Source organism: Micromonospora sp. NPDC049004 (assembly GCF_040649315.1).
Taxonomy (GTDB): Bacteria; Actinomycetota; Actinomycetes; order Mycobacteriales; family Micromonosporaceae; genus Micromonospora.
In genome coordinates, this window is record NZ_JBEZFG010000001.1 from 287,965 (window position 1) to 302,456 (window position 14,492).

A 14,492-nucleotide genomic window follows, 5' to 3' on the forward strand; every position below is an offset into this window, starting at 1 on the left:
AGACATGCCTGCACACCTGACGCCCCGAACCCACGGTTCGGTTGTCGTCCGCGTGACACGACCGGCCCGGGATGAGGTAGCCGCTACTCATGTGCCGGCACCCCCGCCGCCCGCAGGCTGATTTCTGCAAGCGACCGCCGGACAGGCCGACGGTCGTCGCGAAAGGAGCCACGAATGTCCATCACCGACATCGTCAGCAGCTGGAAGGACGAGTACCGCCGCGCCGCCTCGCCCGAGGCCGTCGAGACCCACCCGGCCGGTCTGGTCGAGCTGGACCGCGACCAGTTGGAGACCGTGGCCGGCGGCGCCGCCGCGACCGGCGGCCACACCAACGCGTGCTGCCACTGCGTCTGCTGATTTCGAACCCTCGGGTCCGCACGGGGTCCGGGCCTGGCCCGGACCCCGTCGTTCCGCCCAACCACCGCCACGGGAGCCCCGCATGTCCGAACACCCGCACCGCGCCACCGACGACCCGAGCGCCCGCGTCGAGCAGCGCCTCCTGGCCGCGCTGAGCATCGCCGAACGGCTGGCCGCGCCCGCGCCGACGGCGTCGCTGCCCGGCGAGCGGTCGCGGTGGCGGCTGTCGCGGTGGCGCACCGCCGGCGCGTTCACCGACGACGAGGACTGGCGACGCCGGCTTGCCGCGCAGGGCATCGACGAGCAGGTGCTCCTCGCTCTGCTCGACGAGACGCCCGAGCTGCTCGCCGCACGTCTGCACGGGACGCCGGCCTGGATCGACGAACTGCTGGCCTGCTACACGCGAGCGGCGGACGGGGAGATCGGCCCCGACCTGCTGCCCGGTCGCCCACTCGACGCCTGTCTCGTCCTGGTGGCGCCCCTGATCGCACAGGCCCGCGCCCAGGTGGCACGTCGGACTCGCGACCTCGCCGGCGACGCCGTGCCGCTGCCCGCCGACGCGGACCGGCTCGGACTGACCGGCCTGCTCGACGAGCTGGTCGTGCTCCTGAGCCGGGCCGTCGTCCTGGAACTCAACATCGACCGGCTGCACGGCACGTCGTCCGGAAAGACTCCGCAGGAGCGCTTCGAGGCGTTCTTCGGCAGGTACCGCGCCCCCGGGGCGGCGCTGGACCTGCTGGCCGACTACCCGGTCCTGGCCCGGCAGGCGCACGGGCTGACCCGCGCCTGGGCCGAGCGGACCGTCGAGTTCCTGCACCGGCTCCGCGCCGACGCGCCGACGCTCGCGGCGACCTTCCACGGCGGGGCCCCGATCGGTCGCCTGGTCGAGGTCGAGGAGACCGGCGATCCGCACCGCGACGGCCGCCGGGTGCTGGTGGCGACGTTCGACAGCGGGCTGCGGCTGGTCTACAAGCCCCGCCCGATCGCCGTCGAGGCCCGGTTCCAGCAGCTGCTGGCCTGGCTCAACGACCGCGGCGCCGACCTGCACACCTTCACCGTGCTGCCGCGCGGCGAGTACGGCTGGGCCGCGTACGTCGACACGCGCGCCGCCGCCACGACGGCCGGTCAGCGCCGCTACGCCTACCGCTTCGGGGCCCTGCTGGCCCTGTTGCAGGCCATCGGCGCCACCGACTGCCACCAGGAGAACGTGGTCGCCCACGGTGAGCATCCGGTCCTGATCGACCTGGAGACCGTGTTCACCCCGGCGGTCGTCCGGTCCACGAACTTTCGGGGCGGCGACGCGATCGCCGACTCGGTGCTCGCGGTCGGCCTGCTGCCGCGCGCCGACGAGGCCGCCGGACCGCTCGGCGACGGCTGCAACTGCTCGGCGTGGCAGGCCGAGGGGACCGACGAGATGCGACTGTGCGCTCCCGGTCACCACCACGACGAGCAGGACCGGCAGAACCTCGCCACCGCCGGCGCGGCGACCGACGTCGCCGCGCACCTGCCGCAGGTGGTGCGGGGGTTCGAGTCGATGACGCGCCTCCTCGTCGCCGTTCGCGACGATCTGCTGGCCCCGCACGGGCCGCTCACCGCGTTCGCCGCCGACGAGATCCGCGTCGTGCTCCGCCCCACCCGCACGTACCTGCGGCTGCGCGACGCGGCGCTGCACACCGACGCGCTGCAGGACGGCCTGGACACCGAGCGGCTGTACGACTGGCTCTGGTCGGGGGTGGCGGAACTGCCGATGCTGGCGGCCACCGTCGGGGCGGAGCGCGCCGACCTGGCCCGCCGCGACGTGCCGATGTTCACCACCCGGGTGGACTCGCGGGACCTCTGGAGCAGCCGGGGGCAGCGACTGCCGGGCCTGCTGGCCCGATCCGGGCTCGACGAGGCGCGTCGCCGGCTCGCCCGGCTCGGACCGGCCGACCTGACGCGGCAGCGCTGGCTGATCGAGGCCGCCTTCACCACCCGGGTGGACGCCACCGACGCGCCCCACGCGCGGGTGCGCTGGCGGCTGGCGGAGCTGCCGCCCGTGCCGACACCCGCGCCGGCGGCCTACCTGGCCGCCGCGGCCGAGGTCGCGGACGTGGTCGCCGGTCTCGCCAGCGCAGGTGCCGAGCCGACCTGGTTCGGGCTCACGCCCTCGACCACCGACCCGGGCCGGTGGGCGCCGACGCCGCTCGGCCCGCACCTCTACGACGGCGTCGCGGGCGTGGCGCTCTTCCTGGCCCACGCCGGCCGACTCACCGGTGCACGGCGATTCACCGACCTCGCCGCCCGGGCGGCTGCCGGGCTGGCCGCCCGCGTCCTCGACCAGCGGATTCCCGGCGACCGGATCGGCGCGTTCACCGGTTGGTCGGGCCTGCTGTACACCTTCGGGCACCTCGGAGCGCTGTGGCGGACCGACCGGTTCGCGCCGGCGGTCGACGTGGCGCTGGCGCGGATCGTCACGCTGGCCGCCAGCGAGCAGGCCGTCGACCTCGTCGACGGGTACGCCGGCGCCGTCCTCGCCGTCTCCGGCGCGGGTCTGGACCCCGACCGGGTCGAGCCCGCCCTGAGCGCCGCCGCCGCGCGACTTCGCGCCGCCGCCGAGCGCTACCCGCACCCGGCCCGCGGTGCCTCCGGCGACCCCCTCGGCGGACTGTCGCACGGCTCCGCGGGCATCGCCGCCGCGCTGGCCCGGGCCGGGCAGGTGACCGGCGATCCCGGCTACACCGACGCGGCGGCCCGCGTGCTCGCGTACGACAGCAGTTTGTTCCGCCCTGAGCTGGCGAACTGGGCTGACCTGCGCCGGCCGGGGGAGAGCACCGTCACCTGGTGCCACGGTGCCCCCGGGGTGGGGCTGTCGCGGCTGCTGCTGCGCGACGCCCTCGGCCCCGACGAGGGCCTGGACGCGGAGATCGACACGGCCGTCCGGACGACGCTCGCCACCGGCTTCGGTCGTAACCACTCGCTGTGCCACGGCGACCTCGGCAACCTCGACCTGCTGCTGACGGCCGTCCCCCAGCAGGCGGCGGCGCCCGCGGCGGCGGTGCTGCGCGACGGCCTCGGCGGTGGCTGGCGCTGTGCCAACCCGACGGCCCTCGCCACGCCGGAGCTGATGACCGGCCTGTCGGGGATCGGGCTCGCCCTGCTGCGGCTGGCCGCACCCGAGCGGGTGCCGTCGGTTCTCGTGCTGGCACCACCGGCGGACGCGCGCACCGGCGCGCTCGGCGTCCGGAGGCGACAGTGGGCCGCCTGACCAGCGCCCGGGCGTGGTGGCGCCGGCAGCGGGTGCCGCTGGTGATGCAGATGACCGACACCGACTGCGGCGCCGCGTGCCTGGCCATGATCGCCCGCCGGCACGGCGTACGCGCCTCGCTGGCCCGGGTGCGCGAGGGGCTCGACATCGGCCGCGACGGCGTCACCGCGCGGGCGCTGCTGACCGCGTCCTCCCGGTTCGGGTTGCGGGCCCGCGCGTTCCGCGCCGACGCCGCCCAGGTCGCGCAGCTGCCCCTGCCGGCCGTCGCCCACTGGGAGGACTCCCACTTCGTCGTGGTGGAACACGTCGGCGCGCGAGGTGTGCGGCTCGTCGACCCGGCGCTCGGGCGTCGGCTGCTCAGCGCCGCCGAGTTCGCGGCCGGCTTCAGCGGCACGGTGCTGACCTTCACCCCCGATCCCGAGGCCGTGCCCGAGCCCGCCGTCTCCCGGCCCGGCCCGCTGGCCCGTTGGCGGCGCGCGCACCCGCTGCTGCGGCCCTTCCTGCCCCGGCTGGGCACGGCGTTCGGCGTCTCCCTGGTGCTCCAGACCCTGGGACTGGCCCTGCCGTTGGCCACGACTGTCGCCTTCGACCAGATCATGCCGGCCCGGGAGACCGGCCTCATGCCGTACCTGGCGTTGGGCATCGCGGCGCTGGTGCTCACCCAGTTCGGCGTGGCCTATCTGCGCTCCCGGCTCCTGGTCACGTTGCAGGCCAGTGTGGACGCCGCGCTGATGACCCGCCTGTTCGGGCACCTGCTGCGGCTGCCGTACGCGTTCTTCCAGCAGCGGGCCGGCGGCGACCTGATGCAGCGGTTGTCCAGCAGCATCCTGCTGCGCGAACTGGTCACCACCCAGGTGCTGACGGCGGTGATCGACGGTGTGCTGGTGATCGCGTACTTCGCGGTGCTGGTGGCCAGGGACCTCACCTTCGCCGGGCTCGCCGCCGCGATCGGTGTCGTCCAGGTGGTGGCCGTCGCGCTCGTCAACGGTCGGCTGCTGCGGCTGACCCAGCGGCACCTCACCGTGCAGGCCGACGCGGAGAGCGCGTTGATGGAGGCGCTGTCGGGCATCGCGACGGTCAAGTCGATGGGCGCCGAACGGCAGGTGTACGACGGTTGGCTGCGCCGCTACACCACAGCGCTGGACGCCGACATCGCCCAGAACCGGCTCTCGGCAACGGTCGCCAACATCACCGCGAGCGTCCAACTCGCCGGGCCGCTGGCGTTGCTGTGGCTCGGCACCGGCCGGCTCTTCGAGGGCGCCGGCCTCGGTGCGACACTGGGCCTGCAGGCGTTGGCGTTGTCCGCGCTCACCCCGTTGGCCTCACTGGTGAGCAGCGCGCAGGTGCTCCAGTCGGTCGTGTCGCACCTGCAGCGCCTGCGGGACGTCTTCGCCGCCCGGCCGGAGCCCGCCGGGGACCCCGACCTGCCGACGCCCCGCCTCACCGGCCGGATCACCGTCCGCGACCTGAGCTTCCGCTACGACGGTGGCGCGGCACCGGTGCTGCGGGACATCTCCTTCGACGTCGCACCGGGGGAGAAGGTCGCGGTGGTGGGGCCCTCGGGCAGCGGCAAGAGCACCCTGGCCATGCTGCTGACCGGCCTCTACCGGCCCACCGGCGGGGAGATCCTGTTCGACGGGGTGCCCCTGTCGCGCATCGACCCGACAGCTCTGCGCCGCCAGTTCGGGGTGGTGTTGCAGGAGAGCTACCTGTTCCGCGACTCCATCCGGCGCAACATCAGCCTGGTGCATCCGGGTGTCGGCATGCCGGCGATCCGGGCGGCCGCCGAGGCCGCCGCCATCGACGAGGACATCGCGGCGATGCCGATGGGCTACGACACCCAGGTCGCCGAGCGGGGCCAGGCGCTCTCGGGTGGGCAGCGGCAGCGGCTGTCCATCGCGCGGGCCCTGGCGGGCCAGCCCGCCGTGCTGCTGCTCGACGAGGCGACCAGCCACCTCGACGTGGCAACCGAGCGGCGCGTCGACGAGGCGATCTCGGCGATGCGCTGCACCCGGATCGTCGTGGCCCACCGGCTGAGCACCGTCCGTAACGCCGACCAGATCCTCGTCGTCGCCGATGGCCGGCTCGTGGAGCGCGGCCGGCACGACGACCTGCTGCGGGCCGGGGGCGTGTACGCCGACCTGGTCCGCTGCCAGTTGACCGATGACGAACCCGCCCACGCAGGAGGCGACGCATGGACACCCGTACCGTGACCGGGGCGCCGCAGCGCCCGGAGGTCTCCGCCGACGACCCGCAGGCGTTCCCGGCGCGGCGGATCCTCGTCGCCGCCTGCGGATCCGCGGATGTGCTGACACTGCCTCAGTCGATCATGGTGATGCGCCACGCGTTGGGACTCGACGTGCGGGTCGTGCTCACTCCCGCCGCCGCCCGCTTCGTCCCGGCCGCGTCGTTCGCCCTCCTGACCGGACACCCGGCGCTGACCGACGAGGAGGCGACCAGCGAGGTCACGCACCTGACCCTGACGGGGTGGGCGGATCTGGTGCTCGTCCTGCCCGCCACCGCCAACACCCTGGCCAAGGCCGCCCTGGGAATCGCCGACACCCTGGTCGCCACCTGCGTGCTGGCCGCCGCCGCTCCCGTCGTGCTGGTGCCGTCGATGAACGCCGCGATGTGGCAGCGACCCGCCGTGCAGCGCAACGTGGCGCGGTTGCGCGCCGACGGGTACGGCGTCGTGCCGCCCGTTCCCGTGCTCGCGCTGAGCACCGGCACCCTCGCCGGCCGGGGGATGCCACCGGTGGAGACGGTGCTGGAGTGGACCGCCGCCCACCTGCGGGCGCAGGGAGTGGGCCGTGGCTGAGGCACGCTCCGGGTACGGGCCGAGAATCGCCGCGGCGGTCACCGCGCTCGGCGCCGTCCTGCTCGTGGTGGCGGCCACCCCGTTCCTGCGCGCGTACGCCGACCCGGCCTCCCGCCGACCGGCCGCCGCGATCGGGGTCGACGCCGACCGGGCCGGCTGTGATCCGGAGCTGACCGACCGGATCAGTGGCGCGGGCCTGCACGTCGGCCCGGGGACCGCCGAGCCGTACGTCACCCGCGTCCGGTACGACCTGGTCCCACCGTCGTCCGGGCCGCACTTCGTGGTGCCCGCCCCGACCGTGCGCCGCTTCTATGTCGCCCGTGACCGCCCGCCCATCGAGACACTGGTCCACAACCTGGAACACGGCTACACCGTGCTGTGGTACGTCGAACCGCTCGCCCCCGACCAGATCGAGGCACTGCGGGCGTTGGCCCGGACGTTCGGCGACGACAGCTACGGCGGCAGGTTCGTGGTCGCGCCGTGGGACCTCGACTACGGGGCGTTCCCGGCCGGCCGGCCCCTCGCACTGTCGCACTGGGGTGCGCAGGCCGGGTACCGGCAGTTCTGTGCCACGGTCAGCGGCGCGGCAATGCAGCGGTTCGTCCTGGCGCACCCGCGCAGCGACGCTCCCGAGCCGACCGGTATGTGAGGCCCCCGACTGCCCGCCGGTCCTGCCCGGCTCCGACTGCGGCGCGCGGCGACGGCCGGTCACGTCGGGGTGGCCGGCCGCCGCCGTCGTGGCGTGTCAGCCGGCGACGGCCGTGCCGTAGAACGCGCTCGGATCGCCGGCGAGGGACGCCTTGACGTGAGCGCTCCACTCGTCGGCGAGCACCTCGAGCTGGCCGGCCTCGATGCCGTCGAGGGCGGCGCGGACGACGTCGGCGGGGTTCATCTTGACGCCGTCGTAGTCCGCCATCATGTCGGTGTCGGCGGCGCCCAGGTGCAGCCCGGTCACCAGCGTGCCCTGCGCGGCCAGTTCGAGCCGGACGCCGTTGGTCAGGCTCCACTCGGCTGCCTTGGCGGCGCTGTAGGCGTTCGCCCCGTCGTAGGAGAACCACGACAACGCCGACAGGACGTTGAGGATGGCGCCGCCGCCGTTGGCGCCCAGAACCGGGGCGAACGCGCGCACCATGTCGAGGGTGCCGTAGAAGTTGGTGTCCATCTCGGATCGGACCAGGCGTAGGTCGCCGGTGACGAGATTGGTCCGGGTGGTGATTCCGGCGTTGTTGACGAGCAGGGTCACGTCGGAAGCGACCGCTGCGGCGTCCCGCACCGCCTGCGGGTCGGTGATGTCCAGGCGCAGCCTCTCGACGCCGGGGATGTCGATCTGTTCGGGGTCGCGGGCCGTGGCGTACACCTTCGCCGCGCCGCGTTCGAGGAGTAGGTGGGTGAAGTGCCGGCCGATGCCACGGTTGGCGCCGGTGACCAGCGCGATCGAGCCCGAGATCCGCATGATGCCTCCGCTGGGGTTGGACGAGGACTGGTACGCGGCCTACGCTAAAACCTGACGTGGACGTGAGGGACAAGGTTGTGTGGCGGCTGTCACCGGCAGTGGGGGAGTGGTCGTGCGGATCGGGGAACTCGCCACCAGCACGGGTGTGTCGGTGCGCGCCCTGCGTTACTACGAGGAGCAGTCGCTGCTGATCCCCGAGCGCAGCGGCGGCGGCCAGCGCCACTACGACGAGAAGGCGCTGGATCGGGTCCAGCTCATCCAGACGTTGTACGCCGCGGGCCTGTCCAGCCGGACGATCCTGGATCTGCTGCCCTGCGTCGACGCCAAGGTCAACACCCCGCAGTCGCGTGCCCTGCTGAACGGCGAACGCGACCGCATCACCCGACAGATCGACCAACTCGTCCAGGTCAGGGACCGACTCGACGCGGTGATCAGCGCCAGCGAGAGCCCGGCCAGCGGCTGCGTCCACACGGACGCCGACCCACGGTGACCGCCCTACGCTCCGGCCGTCCGCAATGAGGTCCGTCGAGCGATCGTGAGCGGGGCGCCGAGGGTCAGGTCGGGGATGCCGTAGAGCTGGTCGAGCACCTGCATCGCGGCCCCGGCGGCGATGACGTCCGCGCCCAGCCCGGACAGGGTCACCGTCGGCGTCAGCCAGTCCGCGCGCGGCACGTCGGTGCGGACGGCCCGCTCGACCGCGGCGCGGTAGTCCTCCGCGTGGCGCAGCAGATCCGCGCCGGCCAGCACCACGTGGGCGAGGTCGAGGGTCTGGAGCAGGTTGACGACGCCGACGGCCAGGACGCGGGCCGCGCGGGCGACGTCTCCCGCCTCCGCGGCGCGCAGGTGCACGACCTCCAGGCAGCCGTGGCGTCCGCAGACGCAGCGGGGCCCGTCCAGGTCGACGACCGTGTGCCCGAACTCGCCGGCATTGGTGTGCGCGCCCCGGTGGGCGGCGCCGCCCAGCCAGAAGCCACCGCCGATGCCGGATTCGACCATGATGAGCGCCGCGTCGCCGAACGTCGCGCCGTGCCGCCACGCCTCGGCCGTGATCCCGGCGGTCACGTCCTTGTCCAGGTGCACCGGTAGCCCCAGGTGCGCCTCGGCCAGCTCACGCAGCGGTACGTCGTGCCAGTGCCGCAGGCCGTGCGCGTCCCGGACCAGCCCGTTGGCGTGGTCGAGCGGCCCGATCATGCCGAGACCCACCCCGGTCAGCCGCCCGCGCAGGTCGTCGCCGGCGGTGATCGCGTCGACGCCGACCCGCAGGGCGTCGAGGAGGTGCTCCGGGGTGAAGTCGTCGGGCAGCGGGTTGACGGTGGAGTGGCGCACGGTGCCGGCCAGATCGACCAGGACCAGCCGCAGCGTGCGTCGGGCGACGTGCGCACCGATGGCGTACCGGCTGTCGGGGACCAGCTCGTAGACGACCGCGGGTTTGCCGATGCCCAGGCGGCGGACGCCGGCGGGGCGGATCAGCCCGTCGGCGGCCAGGCGGGCGATGACCTTGGAAACCGCCTGCGGTGTGAGGCCGGTGGCGTCGACGACCGTCGACCGCTCGAACGTCCGCACGGTACGCCCCACGGCCAGGACGAGCGCCTGGTTGTATCCGCGCAGGAACGTCACGTCGGCTGTGGTGCGCGTCATCTCACCAGCCTATTACGCAACGCTGTTGCTAAATTCGCCCGGTGAACGGACTGAGCAGAGGTCAGCGCCTGGCGGCGCTGGCGGCCCTGGCCCTGGGCGGCGTGGCGGTCGGCCTGACGGAGTTCGTGGCGATGGGTCTGCTACCCGAGATGGCCCGCGGCCTGCTCCCGCAGGAGTACGCCCGATCGTCGTCGGACGCGGTGGCCCAGGCCGGTTGGATGATCACCGCGTACGCGCTGGGCGTGGTCGTCGGCGCCCCGCTGATCGCCGCCCTCAGCGCGCGCCTGCCGCGCCGCAAGCTCGTGCTCGGGCTGCTCGTCCTCTTCGCCGTCGGCACGATCGCCTCCGCGACCGCCCCGAACTTCGAGCTGGTGCTGGTGGCGCGGTTCGTCGCGGGGCTGCCGCACGGCGCGTACTTCGGTGCGGCCGGCCTGCTCGCGGCGACCCTGATGGGCCCCGGCAACGAGGCCCGGGGCTTCGCCACCGTGCTCGGTGGGCTGACGGTGAGCAACGTGGTGGGCGTACCGCTGATCACCCGGCTCGGCCAGGCGGCCGGCTGGCGTGCGGCGTACCTGGTGATCGCCGGGGTCTTCCTGCTCACGCTGCTGGCGGTGCTGGCGGTCGTCCCGGAGGTCGCCGCGGCGGCGGACGGCTCGCCGGCCGCCGAACTGCGCTCCCTGCGGACCCCGCAGGTCTGGCTGGTCGCGGCCACCGGAGCGATCGGCTTCGCCGGGTTCTTCGCCGTCGACTCCTACATCGCGCCGGTCACCACCGACGTCGCCGGCCTCTCCGCCGCGACCGTCCCGTGGGTGCTGGTCGCCGTGGGTCTCGGCATGACAGTCGGCAACGCCCTGGGCGGCTGGCTCGCCGACCGGGACCTGCGCCGCAGCATGATGATCGGCTTCATCGCCATGATCGTCAGCATCGGTGTGTTCAGCCTCGTCGCGTCGAACCGCGTGGGCCTGTTCGTGGGCGCGTTCCTGGTCGGCGCGACGAGCCTCTACCTCGGTCCGGTCCTGCAGGCACGCCTGATCACTGTCGCCCCCGGCGCCCAACTGATGGGCGCGGCGCTCAACCAGTCCGCCATGAACATCGCCAACAGCCTGGGCGCGGCCCTGGGCAGCGTCGCCATCGCCGCCGGGCTCGGCTACCTCGCGCCGGCGCGGGTCGGCCTGGTCCTGGCGGTCGTCGGGCTGGGCCTGGGAATCGTCAGCTTCACCGCCGGACGCCGCCGCGACCGGGAACCGGCCGTCGTCGCGGGCTGACGGCCTGTTCGCCGGTCGGGGTGCGCCGACCGCGTCCAGCGGCATGTCGGTATCCGACACCTGGGCGGACGTGTCGGGGCGACGGTCGGAGCTCGACGCTGTGCAACGATCGGTGCCACACCTCGTACCCCTTGGAGAGCACGATGTCCCTCTCCCCGGTTCGGGTCTTCGCCGCGTTGAACGCCGTGCGACCCCCCGACCAACCCACTCCGCGCCTGGGTAAGGCGGTGGTGGTCGGCGGCAGTGTCGCCGGCCTCCTGGCCGCCCGGGTCCTGTCCGACCACGCGGAAAGCGTGCTCCTTCTCGACCGGGACGACCCGCAGCTCAGCGGCGCCCGACCCGGCGTGCCACAGGGGACGCAACTGCACGCGCTGCTGCCCGGCGGCCTGCTCCAGCTCGAGCAGCTGTTCCCCGGGTTCCGCCAGCAGGCGCTGGCCCACGGGGCGATCGAGGCGCCGCCGGCCGCCCGGCGCAGCTACCTCGACGGCCGACGGAAGGTGGTCGTACCCGACGACGACGACAGCCTCGCCGGCAGCCGGCCGCTGCTGGAGGGGCTGATCCGTCAGCAGGTGCTCCGACTGCCCAACGTCAAGACGGTCACCGCCCGTGCCACGGGTCTCGTGTGCGACGGCGACGCGGTCACCGGCGTCCGCTACGAGGCCGGTCAGGTGCCCGGCGTCGAGGGCGCCGACCTCGTGGTGGACGCCATGGGGCGGTCCAGCCGGCTCTCCGAGTGGCTGGAGCAGGCCGGCTGGGAACGGCCCGCCACCCGTCGGATGGCCGTGCACCTCAACTACGCGACAGCGCTGTTCCGCCGCCCCGAGCCGTCTCCGGAGACGACAGTCGTCCTCGCCCTGCACACGCCGCGGACCATGACTGACATCGCCGGCGCCGCCTTCTTCGCCATCGAGGACGGCCGGTGGATGGCCATGATGGCCGGCTACGGGAAGGACCGCCCGGGCCGCACCGCCCAGGACTTCGTCCGCCGGCTGCGGGAGCAGTTCCCGCCGGAGTTCGGCGAGGTCGCCGGGCAGGAGATGCTCGGCGACGTCCAGACCTACCACCACGCCGACAGTCGCCGGCGGGACTTCCACGCGCTGCGGCGGTTCCCGGCGCGACTCGTCAGCGTCGGTGACGCCGTCGCGTCGTTCAACCCGGTGTACGGGCAGGGGATGACGGCTGCGGCCCTGCACGCGGCCTGCCTGTCGGCGTACCTGCGCTCCGACCCCGACCTGAGCGAGCCCGCCCGACACTTCCTCGCACTGCAGAAGGTCGTGGTCGACGCCGCCTGGTCGACCTCGACCTCCGCCGACCTGGCGTTGCCGCACGTCGACGGTCCCTACCCGCGCGGCTACCGGGTCTCCAGCTGGGTCAGCCGGCAGATCCTCACGGCGACAGTCACGGACGTGGCGACCGCCCGGCGGTTCAACGAGGTCGTCTCCCTGCGGGAGCACCCGCTGTCGCTGGCCACACCCGGCGTGATCCTGGGCGCCCTGCGCGCGAACCGCCGCTCGGGCTGACGGTCACCCGGACGCGCGCCGACGCCGCCCGCCGACGCCGATGTGCGGCGGGCGGGCGGCGTCCGGCGGTTGCCCGGGGTCAGCGCGCGTCGCCGCGCAGGATGTCGACGACAAAGCGGTGGTCGTCCAGCTGCGGAAGGCCGGAGACGCCCATCCAGCCCACCACGCCGGTGCCACGAACACGCAGCGGCACGGCGCCTCCGGCGGCGGCGTAGCGTGCGGCCGGCAGGCCGAACTTCTCGGTGAGCGTCGTCTGCTTGTCCCGGCAGAGCCGGGCCATGTAGAGCGACGAGTGCTCGAACCGCATCACCACGCGCCCCTTGCGGCGCAGCCACCCGTCGTTGTCCGCCGTCGAGCCGGGCAGGCCACAGTGGAACAACTGCCGCCCGGTCCGCCACACGCCCACGGAGATCGGGAGCCCCCGCTGCGCGGCGGCGGTGACGGCCCGCACGCCCAGCTCGTACGCGTCGGTCTCGGTCAGGCCCGCGAGCTCCAGCTCGGTCTCCTCGCGCTGCAGCTCGTCAAGCGTCGGCCACTGGTCAGATGACATGTGTTTCTCCTCGTCGAGCGTCGTTCACCAGGCGCAGGGCGCGTAGTCCTTCAGGAAGCAGCCGTACAGGTCCTCGCCCTGCTCGCCGCGGACGATCGGGTCGTACACCCGGGCCGCGCCGTCGACCAGGTCCAGCGGGGCGTGGAACCCCTCGTCGGCCAGCCGCATCTTGGTCGGGTGGGGCCGCTCGTCGGTGATCCAACCGGTGTCGACGCTTGTCATCAGGATGCCGTCGGTCAGCATCTCCTGCGCGCTGGTGCGGGTCAGCATGTTCAACGCGGCCTTGGCCATGTTGGTGTGCGGGTGCCCGGGGCCCTTGTAGCCGCGGCCGAACTGGCCCTCCATCGCCGAGACGTTCACCACGTACTTGCGGCGGGCCTTCGCTGCGGCCATCGCCGGGCGGAGCCGGCTGACCAGCACGAACGGCGCGGTGACGTTGCACAGCTGCACCTCGAGCAGCTCGACCGGGTCGACCTCCTGCACCCGCTGGACCCAGCTGTTCACCGAGTCGAGGTCCGGCACCAGACCGCCGGCGTCGATGGCCGTGGACGCCGCGATCCGCTCGGGCGACGCGGAGCCGCTCGTCAACGCCAACGCGGTGAGCGCGTGCGGGGTGAGCGCCGTCGACCCGGTGCCGGCGGTCAGGCTCCCCGCCGGGCCACCCGGGCCGGTCGGCTTGGCGAACGTGATCAGCTCCGGCAGGGGGCCGTCCGGCAGCGCCGCGGCCTCGGCGGCGACGAGCTGGGCGTACGCCCCGGGGGAGCGGCGGACCGTCTGCGCCGCGTTGTTGATCAGGATGTCGAGGGGGCCCTGACTGCTGACCGAGTCGGCCAGGGCGATCACCTGGGCGGGGTCGCGCAGGTCGATTCCGACGATCCGCAGGCGGTGCAGCCAGTCCGCGCTGTCCGGCATCGCGGCGAAGCGGCGGACCGCGTCGTGCGGGAACCGTGTGGTCACCGTGGTGTGCGCGCCGTCGCGCAGCAGCCGCAGCGCGATGTACATGCCGATCTTGGCTCGGCCGCCGGTGAGCAGCGCGCGCCGGCCGGTCAGGTCGGTACGGGCGTCGCGGCGTTCCCGGTTCAGGGCGGCGCAGGTCGGGCAGAGCTGGTGGTAGAAGGCGTCCACCTCGCGGTAGCGCTGCTTGCAGATGTAGCAGCCACGCGGGTTGTGCAGGAATCCGGCAGTCGTGCCGGTGGTGGGGGAGGCGAGGGGGATGCCCTGGGTCTCGTCGTCGATCCGGCCGGGGGCGCCGGTGGCCGTGGCCTCCGTCACCGCCCGGTCGGCCGCGAGGATGGCGTCGCGCCGCTCCTCACGTCGCCGCTGCTTGATCACCTTGTAGAGCTTCGCGGTGGCCCGCTGCACCCGCACCACGTCCGGATGGTCGGGCGGAAGGGCTTCCAGGGCCTCGAAGACGCTGAGACAGGTCTCCAGCCGGTTCCGGTCAATGCCGTCCTGACCGTTTTGGGCAATCTTGTCCACTGTCATGCGTCGTTGTCTCGTCCCGTTTCCTGTGCCGGATTCCCCCGGCCCACCCCAAGTCCGACCCGAAACTGTACGCACCACGCCGTCCGGGACGCATCCCGCGCCACGCCGCCCACCCCTGAAGACCCGCACGCGGCCCGACACCCTGCTCGGTGCGGTGGTCGG

The 14,492-nt window shown here is 73.7% G+C and carries 12 protein-coding genes; 8 read left to right on the plus strand and 4 right to left on the minus strand.

What is annotated here, in order from left to right; genetic code table 11:
• Positions 1–174: 174 nt before the first annotated feature.
• From AB0B97_RS01200 to AB0B97_RS01220, 5 genes are all read left to right on the plus strand, one after another.
• Positions 175–357, plus strand: a complete 183-nt coding sequence (locus tag AB0B97_RS01200; RefSeq protein WP_357489613.1) for a mersacidin/lichenicidin family type 2 lantibiotic — start codon at positions 175–177, stop codon at positions 355–357.
• Positions 358–439: 82 nt separating this feature from the next.
• Positions 440–3,601, plus strand: coding sequence for a type 2 lanthipeptide synthetase LanM (gene lanM, locus AB0B97_RS01205; protein ID WP_357489615.1), 3,162 nt, complete (start codon positions 440–442; stop codon positions 3,599–3,601).
• A complete protein-coding gene (locus tag AB0B97_RS01210; RefSeq protein ID WP_357489616.1) occupies positions 3,589–5,814 on the plus strand; it encodes a peptidase domain-containing ABC transporter in 2,226 nt (741 codons plus the stop codon). Before lanM ends, AB0B97_RS01210 begins: the two co-directional genes overlap by 13 nt.
• A complete protein-coding gene (locus AB0B97_RS01215; RefSeq protein ID WP_357489618.1) occupies positions 5,796–6,419 on the plus strand; it encodes a flavoprotein in 624 nt (207 codons plus the stop codon). The genes AB0B97_RS01210 and AB0B97_RS01215 overlap by 19 nt, the downstream gene beginning before the upstream one ends.
• A complete protein-coding gene (locus tag AB0B97_RS01220) occupies positions 6,412–7,068 on the plus strand; it encodes a DUF3105 domain-containing protein (RefSeq protein ID WP_357489619.1) in 657 nt (218 codons plus the stop codon). Before AB0B97_RS01215 ends, AB0B97_RS01220 begins: the two co-directional genes overlap by 8 nt.
• A gap of 96 nt (positions 7,069–7,164) precedes the next feature.
• On the opposite strand, the gene AB0B97_RS01225 is transcribed toward AB0B97_RS01220, so the two are convergent.
• On the minus strand, positions 7,165–7,872 hold the full coding sequence (locus AB0B97_RS01225; RefSeq protein ID WP_357489621.1) for an SDR family oxidoreductase: 708 nt from the start codon (positions 7,870–7,872) through the stop codon (positions 7,165–7,167).
• A gap of 112 nt (positions 7,873–7,984) precedes the next feature.
• On the opposite strand from AB0B97_RS01225, the gene AB0B97_RS01230 reads away from it, so the two are divergent.
• Positions 7,985–8,362, plus strand: coding sequence for a MerR family transcriptional regulator (locus AB0B97_RS01230; protein WP_357489622.1), 378 nt, complete (start codon positions 7,985–7,987; stop codon positions 8,360–8,362).
• 5 nt (positions 8,363–8,367) lie between these two features.
• On the opposite strand, the gene AB0B97_RS01235 is transcribed toward AB0B97_RS01230, so the two are convergent.
• Complete coding sequence (locus AB0B97_RS01235; protein WP_357489624.1) at positions 8,368–9,510, minus strand: ROK family protein; 1,143 nt, start codon at positions 9,508–9,510, stop codon at positions 8,368–8,370.
• A gap of 41 nt (positions 9,511–9,551) precedes the next feature.
• On the opposite strand from AB0B97_RS01235, the gene AB0B97_RS01240 reads away from it, so the two are divergent.
• Both AB0B97_RS01240 and AB0B97_RS01245 read left to right on the plus strand, forming a co-directional pair.
• The gene (locus AB0B97_RS01240) at positions 9,552–10,775 is read left to right on the plus strand and encodes an MFS transporter (protein WP_357489626.1); all 1,224 of its coding nucleotides are present in this window, start codon (positions 9,552–9,554) and stop codon (positions 10,773–10,775) included.
• Between the two features lie 143 nt (positions 10,776–10,918).
• Positions 10,919–12,295 (plus strand): FAD-dependent monooxygenase, encoded by a 1,377-nt coding sequence (locus AB0B97_RS01245; RefSeq protein WP_357489628.1) that lies wholly within the window; start codon positions 10,919–10,921, stop codon positions 12,293–12,295.
• Positions 12,296–12,374: 79 nt separating this feature from the next.
• On the opposite strand, the gene AB0B97_RS01250 is transcribed toward AB0B97_RS01245, so the two are convergent.
• Entirely contained in the window at positions 12,375–12,845 is a 471-nt protein-coding gene (locus AB0B97_RS01250; protein ID WP_357489630.1) for a heme-degrading domain-containing protein, read from the minus strand.
• 24 nt (positions 12,846–12,869) lie between these two features.
• Positions 12,870–14,330: an SDR family NAD(P)-dependent oxidoreductase gene (locus AB0B97_RS01255; RefSeq protein ID WP_357489632.1), complete on the minus strand. Its 1,461-nt coding sequence runs from the start codon at positions 14,328–14,330 to the stop codon at positions 12,870–12,872.
• Positions 14,331–14,492 lie beyond the last annotated feature (162 nt).

What these genes read in the sequence shown, in the direction of transcription:
- AB0B97_RS01200 (WP_357489613.1), top strand. Translation starts at nt 175, where the DNA reads ATGTCCATCACCGACATCGTCAGCAGCTGGAAGGACGAGTACCGCCGC.
- lanM (WP_357489615.1), top strand. Translation starts at nt 440, where the DNA reads ATGTCCGAACACCCGCACCGCGCCACCGACGACCCGAGCGCCCGCGTC.
- AB0B97_RS01215 (WP_357489618.1), top strand. Translation starts at nt 5,796, where the DNA reads ATGGACACCCGTACCGTGACCGGGGCGCCGCAGCGCCCGGAGGTCTCC.
- AB0B97_RS01225 (WP_357489621.1), bottom strand. Translation starts at nt 7,872, where the DNA reads ATGCGGATCTCGGGCTCGATCGCGCTGGTCACCGGCGCCAACCGTGGC.
- AB0B97_RS01235 (WP_357489624.1), bottom strand. Translation starts at nt 9,510, where the DNA reads ATGACGCGCACCACAGCCGACGTGACGTTCCTGCGCGGATACAACCAG.
- AB0B97_RS01245 (WP_357489628.1), top strand. Translation starts at nt 10,919, where the DNA reads ATGTCCCTCTCCCCGGTTCGGGTCTTCGCCGCGTTGAACGCCGTGCGA.
- AB0B97_RS01250 (WP_357489630.1), bottom strand. Translation starts at nt 12,845, where the DNA reads ATGTCATCTGACCAGTGGCCGACGCTTGACGAGCTGCAGCGCGAGGAG.
- AB0B97_RS01255 (WP_357489632.1), bottom strand. Translation starts at nt 14,330, where the DNA reads ATGACAGTGGACAAGATTGCCCAAAACGGTCAGGACGGCATTGACCGG.